This window comes from Roseofilum sp. Guam (assembly GCF_017746735.1).
Classification (GTDB): domain Bacteria; phylum Cyanobacteriota; class Cyanobacteriia; order Cyanobacteriales; family Desertifilaceae; genus Roseofilum; species Roseofilum reptotaenium.
In genome coordinates, this window is sequence record NZ_JAGHZN010000061.1 from 54,847 (window position 1) to 67,133 (window position 12,287).

The 12,287-nt window shown below is 46.2% G+C and carries 12 protein-coding genes; 4 read left to right on the forward strand and 8 right to left on the reverse strand.

Annotation, left to right across the window (positions count from 1 at the left end):
* Window positions 1-111: 111 nt before the first annotated feature.
* The gene (gene clpB, locus J7529_RS20860; RefSeq protein WP_318730556.1) at window positions 112-2,730 is read left to right on the forward strand and encodes an ATP-dependent chaperone ClpB; all 2,619 of its coding nucleotides are present in this window, start codon (window positions 112-114) and stop codon (window positions 2,728-2,730) included.
* 56 nt (window positions 2,731-2,786) lie between these two features.
* On the opposite strand, the gene J7529_RS20865 is transcribed toward clpB, so the two are convergent.
* On the reverse strand, window positions 2,787-3,158 hold the full coding sequence (locus J7529_RS20865) for a hypothetical protein (protein WP_271939713.1): 372 nt from the start codon (window positions 3,156-3,158) through the stop codon (window positions 2,787-2,789).
* A 59-nt stretch (window positions 3,159-3,217) separates the two neighbouring features.
* Window positions 3,218-3,571, reverse strand: a complete 354-nt coding sequence (locus J7529_RS20870) for a hypothetical protein (RefSeq protein WP_318730557.1) — start codon at window positions 3,569-3,571, stop codon at window positions 3,218-3,220.
* A gap of 137 nt (window positions 3,572-3,708) precedes the next feature.
* Here J7529_RS20870 and J7529_RS20875 point away from each other — a divergent pair, with 137 nt between their 5' ends.
* Window positions 3,709-4,623 carry an alpha/beta fold hydrolase gene (locus J7529_RS20875; RefSeq protein ID WP_318730558.1) on the forward strand — a complete coding sequence of 305 codons (915 nt, stop codon included), beginning with the start codon at window positions 3,709-3,711 and terminating at the stop codon, window positions 4,621-4,623.
* A gap of 294 nt (window positions 4,624-4,917) precedes the next feature.
* Here J7529_RS20875 and glyQ read toward each other — a convergent pair whose 3' ends face one another.
* Entirely contained in the window at window positions 4,918-5,790 is an 873-nt protein-coding gene (glyQ, locus tag J7529_RS20880; protein WP_413038950.1) for a glycine--tRNA ligase subunit alpha, read from the reverse strand.
* Window positions 5,791-5,910: 120 nt separating this feature from the next.
* Here glyQ and J7529_RS20885 point away from each other — a divergent pair, with 120 nt between their 5' ends.
* Window positions 5,911-6,411, forward strand: coding sequence for a TerB family tellurite resistance protein (locus J7529_RS20885; RefSeq protein ID WP_271939717.1), 501 nt, complete (start codon window positions 5,911-5,913; stop codon window positions 6,409-6,411).
* Here the strand turns inward: J7529_RS20885 and J7529_RS20890 are convergent.
* From J7529_RS20890 to J7529_RS20910, 5 genes are read right to left on the reverse strand one after another with little or no spacing between them, the layout of a single operon-like run.
* Window positions 6,408-7,430 (reverse strand): methyltransferase, encoded by a 1,023-nt coding sequence (locus J7529_RS20890; RefSeq protein ID WP_318730559.1) that lies wholly within the window; start codon window positions 7,428-7,430, stop codon window positions 6,408-6,410. The genes J7529_RS20885 and J7529_RS20890 overlap by 4 nt on opposite strands.
* 37 nt (window positions 7,431-7,467) lie before the next feature.
* Window positions 7,468-8,169 carry an enoyl-CoA hydratase/isomerase family protein gene (locus tag J7529_RS20895; RefSeq protein WP_318730560.1) on the reverse strand — a complete coding sequence of 234 codons (702 nt, stop codon included), beginning with the start codon at window positions 8,167-8,169 and terminating at the stop codon, window positions 7,468-7,470.
* A 3-nt stretch (window positions 8,170-8,172) separates the two neighbouring features.
* Window positions 8,173-9,243 carry a 3,5-dihydroxyphenylacetyl-CoA synthase DpgA gene (gene dpgA / locus J7529_RS20900; RefSeq protein WP_318730561.1) on the reverse strand — a complete coding sequence of 357 codons (1,071 nt, stop codon included), beginning with the start codon at window positions 9,241-9,243 and terminating at the stop codon, window positions 8,173-8,175.
* 26 nt (window positions 9,244-9,269) lie between these two features.
* Window positions 9,270-10,001: an enoyl-CoA hydratase/isomerase family protein gene (locus tag J7529_RS20905; RefSeq protein WP_318730562.1), complete on the reverse strand. Its 732-nt coding sequence runs from the start codon at window positions 9,999-10,001 to the stop codon at window positions 9,270-9,272.
* Window positions 10,002-10,005: 4 nt separating this feature from the next.
* Window positions 10,006-11,421 (reverse strand): aldehyde dehydrogenase family protein, encoded by a 1,416-nt coding sequence (locus J7529_RS20910; protein ID WP_318730563.1) that lies wholly within the window; start codon window positions 11,419-11,421, stop codon window positions 10,006-10,008.
* Window positions 11,422-11,646: 225 nt separating this feature from the next.
* On the opposite strand from J7529_RS20910, the gene rsmD reads away from it, so the two are divergent.
* Complete coding sequence (gene rsmD, locus J7529_RS20915; RefSeq protein WP_318730564.1) at window positions 11,647-12,180, forward strand: 16S rRNA (guanine(966)-N(2))-methyltransferase RsmD; 534 nt, start codon at window positions 11,647-11,649, stop codon at window positions 12,178-12,180.
* Window positions 12,181-12,287 lie beyond the last annotated feature (107 nt).

Below are 12,287 nucleotides of genomic sequence, written 5' to 3' on the forward strand. Positions count from 1 at the left end.
GAACAGGGGTGGGAAATACCTATCTGAAACACCGTAAATTCCGAATATCTGGCACATCCAGTCTTTTCTACAATGGTCTCAAAGCATTAAAATGAAGTATCTGAAGAGACTATGCAACCCAATAATCCCAATCAATTTACAGAAAAAGCGTGGCAGGCGATCGCCCAAACTCCGGATATTGCCAAAAGCTATCAACATCAGCAACTCGAAAGCGAACACTTAATGAAAGCGCTCCTCGAACAGAATGGGTTAGCCACCAATATCTTATCCAAAACCCAGGTGAATCTACCCGCCTTTCGGGAGCAAACGGAAGCCTTTCTCCAACGACAAGCCAAAGTCCAGGGAGGGGGAGGATCGGTTTATCTTGGTCGTTCCTTAGATACCTTGCTCGATCGCGCCCAAACCTATCAGAATCAGTATGAGGATAGTTATATTTCCATTGAACACCTCTTACTAGCCTTTCTCCAGGATGACCGCTTTGGTAAAAGCTTGTGCAAAGATTTTAAACTGGATGAAGCCAAACTCCAGCAAACCATTCGCGACATTCGAGGAACCCACAAAGTGACCGATCAAAATCCTGAAGGCAAATATGAAGCCCTAGAAAAATATGGCCGAGACTTGACCGATGCCGCGCGGCAAGGTAAGCTAGACCCCGTGATTGGCCGGGATGACGAGATTCGCCGCACCATTCAAATCCTCTCGCGACGCACCAAAAACAACCCCGTGTTAATTGGGGAACCTGGAGTCGGAAAAACGGCGATCGCCGAAGGATTGGCACAGCGCATCGTTGCTGGAGATGTGCCCCAGTCCCTCAAAGACCGTGCCTTAATCGCTCTAGACTTAGGCGCACTCATTGCTGGAGCCAAATATCGAGGCGAATTTGAAGAACGACTCAAAGCCGTACTCAAAGAAGTTACGGATTCTCAAGGTAATGTTATTCTCTTTATTGATGAAATTCATACGGTTGTCGGTGCAGGGGCAACCCAGGGAGCCATGGATGCTGGTAACCTGCTCAAACCCATGTTAGCGCGGGGAGAATTGCGCTGTATTGGTGCAACTACGCTTGATGAATACCGCAAGTATGTTGAAAAAGATGCTGCCTTAGAGCGTCGCTTTCAACAGGTGTATGTCGATCAACCCAGCGTTGAAGATACGGTATCCATTTTACGCGGACTCAAGGAACGCTATGAAGTGCATCATGGGGTGAAGATTTCCGATAGTTCCCTAGTTGCAGCCGCTACCTTATCGACTCGGTATATTAGCGATCGCTTCCTTCCCGATAAGGCGATCGATTTAGTCGATGAAGCCGCCGCCCGGTTAAAAATGGAAATCACCTCCAAACCCGAAGAACTTGATGAAATTGACCGCAAAATTTTGCAGCTAGAAATGGAGCGTCTTTCCTTACAAAAAGAAAATGATCCCATTTCCTTAGAACGATTAGAGCGCTTAGAAAAAGATCTCGCTAACCTGAAAGAACAGCAACATGCCCTCAATTCCCAATGGCAATTAGAAAAAGACAGGATTGACAATCTTCAGAACATAAAAGAAGAAATCGATCGCGTCAACGTTGAAATTCAGCAAGCTGAACGTAATTACGACCTCAACCGCGCCGCAGAATTAAAATATGGCAAACTAACGACCCTGCAAAAACAACTCACTGAAGCCGAAACCCATCTTGCTGAATCGCAAACTACGGGCAAATCCCTACTCCGTGAAGAAGTAACTGACTCAGATATTGCTGAAGTCATCTCCAAATGGACCGGCATACCCATTAGTAAACTCGTAGAATCGGAAATGCAAAAACTCCTCAATTTAGAGGATGAATTACACCAACGTGTCGTAGGACAATATGAAGCCGTAACTGCCGTTTCTGATGCTATTCAACGGTCTCGCGCAGGTCTATCTGACCCCAATCGACCGGTTGCCAGTTTTATTTTTCTCGGCCCCACAGGAGTCGGAAAAACTGAACTGGCAAAAGCCCTCGCGGCCTATCTATTCGACACCGAAGAAGCCCTCGTTCGGATTGATATGTCCGAATATATGGAAAAACATGCCGTTTCCCGATTAATTGGCGCACCTCCCGGTTATGTTGGCTATGATGAAGGTGGACAATTAACGGAAGCCATTCGCCGCCGTCCTTACTCCGTCATTCTCTTTGATGAAATTGAAAAAGCCCATGCCGATGTCTTCAACATCATGCTCCAAATCCTTGATGATGGCAGGGTTACAGACTCGCAAGGGCATACCGTAGATTTCAAAAATACGATTATTATCATGACCTCTAATATCGGCTCCCAATACATCTTAGATCTGGCGGGAAATGACGATAATTATGAGGAAATGCAAACTACCGTGATGGAAGCTTTGCGTTCCACATTCCGCCCAGAATTTCTCAATCGCATTGACGAAACGATTATTTTCCACTCGTTGAAAAAAGAGCAACTACGAGAAATTGTGCAACTGCAAACAGTACACTTAGAATCTCGGTTAGCAGAGCGGAAAATCGCCCTAAAATTATCAGATACTGCCCTGGATTTCCTGGCAGCCGTTGGTTACGATCCGGTTTATGGAGCCAGACCCTTAAAACGAGCGATTCAACGGGAGTTAGAAACCAAGATAGCTAAGGGGATTTTACGAGGTGAATTTACCGAAGGTGATACGATCTTTGTGAATGAAGAAAATGAGCGCTTAACGTTGCAAAGCTTGAGTGCAAGTTTAGTCAAAACTTAAATCTAGTCTGGAGATCTAGAAACCCGCTTTTCTCAAAAAACGGGTTTCTGGCGTATCTAAGAACATTGGGCAACGGTTTGATTTTCTTTTAGAGCTATCAAATATTGTTCGAGTAAAAATTCTGGAATTTTAGTCAGAATTTCAGGATCTTGATGTTGAATAACCCGATCGGATTGACAGGAGATTTGGAGCTTATCCGGTGTATCTAAAGATTGGGGTACATATTCAAAGGAACAGGAAATTTGTCGTTGTTGACAACTATCCAAAACTGCCGCAATAATCATGCCATGACTACCGGGATAATCAGCAACAGAGTACCAATCTCCTTGATAGATCACTTCAAAACTGCGGCTATTGCGCTGGCGACAACGTTGGGGTTCGAGTTTCGCCCATTGAGATAGGTATTGACAAAGGGGGGATTGAGTCATTATCCCTTAAAGATTGACAGGACAAGGTTGGATCGGAGCAATACCTGTATTGTATCAATCTACAGAGAAGTTGAGCGTTCAATTTGTTCGATTAGATTCCAGAATTTGAGAATGCCGAGGCTAAACAGCACTAAGGAGGTAATACCGGAGGTAAAAAATTCTAGGCTATTACCTTCTAGGAGGCTGATTAAACTACTGCATCCTATCCAAGCGGCAATGCCCGTGAATACTGAGGCTGAGGTTCCTTCATCTCCTCTGGTGATTAACAAGAGGGCAATTCCCGATCCCAAAACACTGACTAATCCGGAAACGGTTCCAGTACAGGTAATGGCGATCGCCACTACACCATAGCGCAAAATTAAACCCCAGGTTCGCACACGAGGGGATCGCGATCGATAGTTTACTCTTATCATCCCATTGACTCCCGAAATCCTTCCCTCTCTTATCAGCCTAAACCTTGATCCTACGGCAATCTGTTACATTTATTTAATCTGAGTAACGATTGAATGTGTCGAATACACATGACTTTAAATCATCATCGGAACCAATCATGAAACACGCAAGCCTTTCAGAGACTCAATATTATACCTGGAAAACTTATCGCTGTGCCTATGAAGTCAGTTCTTCACCGCAATCCGATCCCCAAACTACTCCTCTGCTCCTTCTCCATCCGATTGGCGTGGGATTATCCCGTAGGTTTTGGGATCGCTTTATTACTCAGTGGCGAGATCGAGGCTATAGCCAACCGATTTATAATCCGGATTTGCTCGGATGCGGTGAAGGTGATATGCCGCGAGTTGCCTATACTCCCGAAGATTGGGCGGAGCAACTTAACTATTTTATCGAAACGGTGATTCAACAACCGGTAATTTTGGTGGTTCAGGGGGCCTTATTTCCTGTGGCAATTGCTTTAACACAACAGCAAAATAGTCACTCCTGGCTTAAAGCACTTGTCTTATCTACTCCACCGGCTTGGCCAGTCATAACACAAACGAGTCCTGATTGGCAAAATCGTCTCCTCTGGAATGGCTTTGATTCCCCCCTGGGTAGAGCGTTTTATCGTTATGCTCGTCGTCGTCAGTTTTTAGAATCCTTTTCCATACGTCAACTCTTTGGCGAACCTAAGCACGTGGATGATGAATGGTTAGATACCCTCCAAGTTGGCGCTCAAAACCCCGCTAGTCGCCATGCTGTGTTTTCTTTTTTGGCTGGATTTTGGCGCAGAGATTATCAAGAAGCCATTAGGAAAATTTCCCAACCCACTCTCGTAGCCGTGGGTGAAAAAGCCTCCAGCATTAGCAAAGAAGGAAAGCAAGAAAAAGCCGATCAATGGCTGACTAAATATCTCGCCCATCTGCCCAATGGAGAAGGAAAAAAAATCCCAGGACGCAATGTTTTACCCTACGAATCTACAGAGATTTTTGTTTCTTTGGTTGCCCAACAGTTGAGTCAATGGGAATTATAAGGTAACAGAGAATCGGGGAATACTGTTTAACTGGACATGCTATAGCAGTGAAAGAGTTGATTAGGACAGTGAAGTTATGGTTTGAGGCACTCTAGCAATAGGCTTGCTTTGCAATAGCTTGTATGGCTTAGGTTCTAAGGCTTCAAGCTATTCCCTATTCCCTATTCCCTAGCGCGAAGCGCTATAGAGTTTTCATCGCTTTAACTAACTCCTGGAATTACGATGTTATTTCAAACCATAAGCTTGCCCTCTCCCTATATGTCTTTCCCGTGGGAGAGGGAATTTTCCCCATTTTTAATTTTTAATGGATAAGGGAAAGCCTAACTTCTCCCGTTGCTCCAGATACAGATGGGCTATCTTGCGGGCTAAACTACGGATTCTGCCAATATAGCGCGTTCGTTCCGTTACAGCGATTACGCCCCTGGCATCGAGTAAATTAAAGCTATGGGAGCATTTAAGTACATAGTCTAAACCGGGAGTAACTAAGCCTTTGTCAATCAGTTGAGTGGCTTCTTGTTCATAGAGTTCAAATAACTTAAAGAGTAATTCTGGATTAGAGGCTTCAAAATTGTAGGTGCATTGCTCGATCTCCCCTTGCAGGTGAACATCGCCATAGGTGAGGCGATCGCTCCATTGAATTTCGGTGAGCGCTTCCACATTTTGCAGATACATAGCCAAACGCTCTAAACCATAGGTGATTTCAATGGCAACGGGATGACAATCAATGCCTCCACATTGCTGAAAATAGGTAAATTGGGTGACTTCCATGCCATCGAGCCAAACTTCCCAACCGACTCCCCAAGCGCCTAGGGTGGGAGATTCCCAATTATCTTCGACAAAGCGAATATCGTGATCTTCAGGCTGAATACCGAGAACCCGTAAGGAGTCCAGATAAAGATCCTGAATGTTATTGGGAGAAGGTTTCATCAGCACTTGATACTGATAATAGTGCTGGTAACGGTTAGGATTTTCTCCATAGCGTCCGTCGGTGGGACGACGACAGGGTTCGACATAAGCGACAGACCAAGGTTCTGGCCCGATCGCCCTCAGAAACGTATGGGGACTCATCGTACCTGCCCCTTTCTCCGTATCATAGGGCTGGACAACCAAACACCCGCGATCGGCCCAAAACTGATTTAAGGTAGCGATGACTGACTGAAAATTCACCCGGAAATTGTCCTCGATCGAATACAACAATTTCTATTTTCCCTTAAAAGTGTGAGGGGGCGTAACGAGTAATGAACAATGATATACTCCGGATGAAGTTGTCAATGGAGCATACTACCCATGTATGAAACCTACGGACCAGCCCCTTGGATTAAAACCGATCGCTACGGAATTACCAAAACTCTTCCCCCTGAGACTTCTGTAATTTGGTACAAAGCACTGCTACTGTGTGCCAATGGAGATGGAGAACTCTCACAACCCGAACGGGATTGGGTCATTGGTCATGCCACAACCTACCACCCTGAGATGAGTGAGAGCCAAATTGATGAACTGAGAAATTTCAACGGAACTGGCACAACGGATGATATCGAAAAACTCGTATTCAGCGATCCCCTAGCCAAAAAGGGACGTTATGTTCTCGTTTATGAGGCAATTCAGGCTTCGGCTGCAGATGGGGACTACAGTGACGGAGAAAAAGCGACGATTCGTAAAATGGCGGGCAAGCTCGGAATTGGTGAAGCCAAAGTAGCAGAACTTGAGAGTTTGTTTGAAGAAGAGAAGGCGTTAAAAGAGAAGCGGATTCGGATCTGGCATCCTGAAGGGATTCCGGGAGAAGACTAGGGATACACCGCTACAATTGCGTTGATCGATGACAAGGGTTGAATGTTAACCAGTTCAAAGCCTGCGCTCTCGAGTAAAGAGGCAAACTCGGATTGAGTCCGTTCTCCGGGGCCTCCACTTGCTCCTGGTGCGCCATGTACCAACAACATCTGCAAGTTTTTGATGCCAATATAGGGGTTGCGGACTTGGTCATCTTCAATTAGTTCAAAAATGTATAGCTTGTTGCCAGCGTGCATGGCCTGCCTGACATGGGTGAGAATCGTGAGTGCCTGTTCATCAGAATAGGAATGCAAAATGCGTTTTAGGATGCCATCCCCCGGAATATCGGGCAATGTAACCTGCATATCAACTCCGATCGCCTGCAAGCGCGGTCGAACAGATACGCGAGCGATCGTGTCTGGAACATCAAACAGTTGCCCCTGAATACCTTTGTACTTTTCTAAAATTCCGGTAATGAGCGCCCCATTTCCCCCGGCAATTTCAGCAATCTGTTGGGATTGAGAAAAGTCAAACCCTTGCAAAATATCCCGAATTTCGACCCGCGACATCGATTCCATCGCGCGATCGAAAGCGGCGGCTAAATCCTGATGTTCTCGGAGGTAATCGTAGAAGAGGCGATCGCGCCCAAGCTGATAAATACTTTTGCCCGTTTGTAATAGTTCTTTCCACAGAGTACGTCGTTGTTCATGTTTTCTGGACTGGGCTAACTGACAGAAGTGATGCCATGGTCTAAGGGAAAATTCTGAGTTCAGGACTAAATGTTGTGAAACGTCGGTCAGAGAAACCATAGACCGAGAAGGATTAGCATCCGGTTCGAGCGCGAATAAGTCAAAATGAGCGAGTCCCCGCAAACAACGATGGAGCGATCGCTGATGAGTGCCGCTTCGCTCGGCTAACTCTGATACAGATAAAGAATGGGTGGCAAGATGATCGAATACCCCAAGGCTAATACAGGCCTCCGTAAAGTGGGAGACAATGCGATAGTCTAAAAGGCAAAACATTTGTTGATAAGGAATCATAAATTATAGCGCTGCGCGCTAGGGAATAGGGAATAGGTTATGTTCTGTCTGACAATTGAGACAGGCATAGATCCTGTACAGCTAAATAATGTCCGATCGCATCTTCATAAGACGTGGCAAAAGATTCACCGAGGAGTCTACGGGTATTTTGTAGGACTTGAGGGTGAATGGGCATCAACGCCTGCTGAACCTCTTCAATGGTCTGTTCCAATGCAGTCGTTTCACAGGCGCGATCGACGATTCCCAGTGCGATCGCCTCTTCAACAGAAAATTGAGTACCAGTAAACAACAAGCGACGAGCAACGCCAATTCCGGTATATTTTGCCAATCGGAACACTCCCATTCCCGGTAAATACCCTTCTTTAACTTCTGGCATTTGAAAGAGCGATCGCGCCGTCGAGACTCGATAATCGCAAGCAAGAGCAAGTTGAAAGTAAAACCGGGTACAATAGCCATCGATCGCCGCAATGGATGCCCCCGCAAATCCTTCTAGTCGCCGGAGAACTTTTTCCCATTTGCTACAATCGTCAAATGCAGGTGGTATGGCGATCTGAGATTGCTGAGTATTCAATCCCCAAAATATGATGAGTTTGCAAGTCTCGTCATCTTCGAGATCGTTCATTAATACGATCAATTCTGACAAGCAGACTGCATTCAATTGACTTGGATCTGACCATTGCAAGTTGATATGGGCGATCGTTTCCAGTTTAGTGAGTTTTAATGTGGTGTATTGTATCATTCCTTAGAATTCCCCCAAGCAGCATTCAATGGTTGAACCGGGTCCCATCGTCATCATCAAGACAGATTCTCCCACTTGAGCAACTCCTTCCTGCAATAGTCGTTCGTGAGAGAAGAGAAAAGAAGCTGACGATAAATTACCATAATTTTCCAGGATATGGGTGGTATGGCGCACATCATGCTCGGTAATATTTAAAGCATATTTGATCGAATCGATCACCTTTCGCCCCCCGGAATGAATCACCCAATGCTGAATATCTCGACGTTTGCGATCAAAGCGATCGAGCAAGCGATCTACGGGGATTTTAACATTGCGTCCCAAAAGATAAGGAATTTGTCGATCCAAATATAAGGCATAGTGAGTTGCTTGCCAATCAAGCCGTATTGCATCGATCGCCTCAGTAATCAGGTGAGAACTGAAGCCGAGAATTTTGGGCCCAGTGGATAACTCCAGAAAAGCTCGGCCAGAAACGATCGCCGCACCTGCACCATCTCCAAATAACGAATTGACCACTGCTGCATTTAATGTATCATCGATTGCATACATAGCAGAACACACTTCAACACAAAGGAGGAGACCGATTGCCTCTGGATTGAGGGCACAAAAATTGACGACTGGTTGAAGACCATTTAATCCTGCGTTGCAACCCATGCCAACAATATCAATCCGTTGAACATTCCGACGCATCCCCATCTCTTTAATGTAAAGTGCGCTCAGGCTTGGACAGAGCAAACCTGTAGTTGATACGACACTAATATAGTCAATATCTTCAGGATTGAGTCCCGCTTTTTCTAAGGCTTTTTTGATAGCTGACTGTCCGATCTCGAGCGCAATCTGTTTGTGTTTCTCTAATAAATCACCTTGGCTTTCTTGCAGCCTCTGACCCTCTGGATTGGGTTTGGGTAAACAAAGGTGACGGGATTTAATATGAGAATTACTGAAAATTTTGCGAGTTTTTGGATTAGTGATGTTGAAAATTTTTAAGATCTCAGTCTGGGTGTATTTTTGTGGAGGAGTTGCAGTCCCGATCGCAATAAGTCGGGGAGATTTGGAAGGAATTACGGAAGATTGCATGAGTGATTTGGGCGCGACCATAATGCTTATTCTGTCTCTATTTTTCGCTGGTAGAGCAGTGCTTGAGCAACTGCTTCGACAGTTTTATCTCCCAAACTACCATGAACGGATTGTATTGCCAGTTTAGCGAGGTGCATTGCCAGGGGGTCTCGTTGAGCTACAGTTTCGGCAAGCTCAAGGGCATCCTCCCCTACGCGATCGCTAATTTGAGAAACCAGTCCCCACTGTAGCGCGGTGGCACTATCGACTTTTTGTCCAAAGAGAACGATCGCTTTTGCCCTCGCTTCGTTTACCAATTTGGTCAGCCGACGAACGCCTCCAGCAGCGGGAATTAAGCCTAAATCAACTTCAGGTAGAGAGAACCAACTCGAAGGGCTACAGATGCGAAAATCACAAGCCAGGGCCAATTCTAAACCCCCAGCAATGGCAGGCCCTTGAATCGCTGCGATCGTTGGCCAGGGAGCATTAGCCCAATCATCAAAAAGCTGCCGGCTCTGTAGATTTAATCCCTCAGCATAGGAGCGATCGCCTAAACTGGAAATATCGGCACCAGCACAAAAAACTTTCTCTCCGGCTCCCGTCACAATAGCCGCGCGAATGGTGCGATCGCTCGCCGCCTCAGCATACTGTTCTGCGAACTGGCAAATCATCCCATCATGATAAGCATTCGCTTTTTCTGGGCGATCGAGGACGAAGAGAGCGATGTTGTTTCCTTCTCCCACTCGTTTCATTTGCACCGTACCGGAAAGCGTTGTCATGAGTTTAAGCCTCTCGGGAAGATGCTTGCGCGATCGCCTCTGCCATATCTGGTAGAGCAACAGTCGAGTCTGCGGGATAAGCCGCACGAGACCACTGTACTAAGTATTGAGGGCCGATATTATCATCCACTGAACTGCCTCCGAAAAATCCCGTACCAATCACTGGTCCTCTAGTCAAATTTGTGGACACGCCACTAGAGCCTTCAACGCCTTGGGTATTGACTGCAATTCGGCAGACGGGTAACGCCGCCGCATAACGAGCAACGATCGCCGGATCTTGGCTGTGAATCACCGCCGAGTGACCTTTACCGATCGTCTCCAACATGGCAACAGCTCTCTCAATTGCCCCCTCTATGCCCTCCACTCGAATGTACCCCATCACGGGAAACATTTTCTCTTGGCTGAGGGGTTCGCGATCGCCCACTGCATCAATTTCGACGAGCAAACTTTTAGTATCCTTCGGGACAGAAAACCCAATTTGTTGAGCAATCCAAAGGGCACTTTTCCCAATCGCTTCAGGATTTAATCCGGTCTCCAAAAACAGATAGTTGCGTAGTTTTTGGGCGGACTTATCGGTTACAAAATACCCTCCCGATCGCCCTAAAGCCTCTTTGAGTTGGGAGTCAATAGTGCAATCGGCCAACACCACCGATTCACAAACACAGGGTAGCGCGTGGTCGAAACTGTTACTGGCAATAATTTGTGCAGCAGCCCTCTCAATATCAGCCGACTCATGTACAAAACAGGGCACATTCCCCGGTCCCATACCCATCGCAGGATTCCCTGAACGATAAGCCGCACGGACTCGTTTAGGGCCCCCTGTTGCCAGAATCGTGCTAATTTGGGGGGATTCCATTAAAGAATTGAGTGCTAGAAGGCTCGGTTGACGAATGGTCTGAATTGCACCAGAGGGTGCCCCTGCTCGTTCAGCAACTTCTGCCATCCAATCTACAACGTGAATCGAGCAATGTTGTGCCGCAGGATGGGGAGAAAAAATAATCGCATTGCGGGTCATCATACTGATAATGGCCTTGTAATAGACTGTCATCACGGGATTGGTACTGGGGATTAAGCCAGCTATGACTCCTGCGGGTTTTGGAAAACTAATGATTTTCTTGTCTTCATCGATCTTAGGCTCGATGAAATCAGCAATGCGATATCGGTTCAGCAATCCGACTGAACAATCTAGATTTTTTTTTACATTATCCTCAACGTTACCGTAGCCTGTTTCGCGAACCAACCATTGAGCATAAAATTCAGCCTTTTCCTTGCCGGCTTGAACCATTGCCTCAACAATTTGTTGGACTTGCTCTGTTGTATAACAACTAAAAATATGCGCTGCCCTTTCTGCCCTATCTAATAACCGATTAACTTCCCGTTGAACTCGATCTAATTCTGGCTGATAATTCGTACTGCTCACTCCCTTATCTCCGGTCTTACCTGAGTGTTCTCCCTCAATTTTTTTCTTTTGTACCTCAGTAGGGTAACACGATCTCCGGTTTAAGCTATTAACTTCAACAACTCTGGTCCTGCCTACCCAACAATGATTGGCTGCTGAATTATAGACCCTTAAAAATTGTTTGCACAATGCTAAATTAAGACATTGGTTTTAATTTAAGGGAGATGGCAGGGCAACCTTTTGCTTATGCGTATTTATGGTAATCGTGTAATTAAAACCCTTCCTGGTTCTCTGACTCGCCCAACGGTGGGACGGGTACGGGAGGCGGTATTTAATATTTGGCAAGGTTCGATCGCTCGCTGTCGCTGGCTAGATTTGTGTGCTGGCAGTGGTTCAATGGGAGCCGAAGCGCTCTGTCGAGGAGCGAGTTGGGTGGTGGGGATTGAGCAGTCTTCTCGTGCTTGTGGGGTGATTCGCCAAAATTGGCAACAGATGGCATCGCCAGACCGATTTCAGGTGCTTTGTGGGGATGTGCTGAAGCGGGTACAGCGCTTAGAGGCAGAGAGCTTCGATCGCATTTATTTCGATCCACCTTACCAAAGTTCATTGTATCAGCCTGTGTTGGAGGCGATCGCCGATCTGCATCTGCTCTGTGATATGGGAGAACTTGCCGTCGAACATTCCCCCCAATTGCCTCCTCCAGATAAGCTGGATGGCTTAGAAATTCTTCGCCAAAAGATTTATGGCAATAGTGCGGTGACCTTTTATCAAGTCCATTAATCCGGTTAAGGAGCTAAAAATGGGTAAATAGGACATAATGTGAATGAGGGGTAAAACCCCTCATTCTAGTTTTTGCGGAAAATAAAGTATTCTAGGTGACAGTTTGT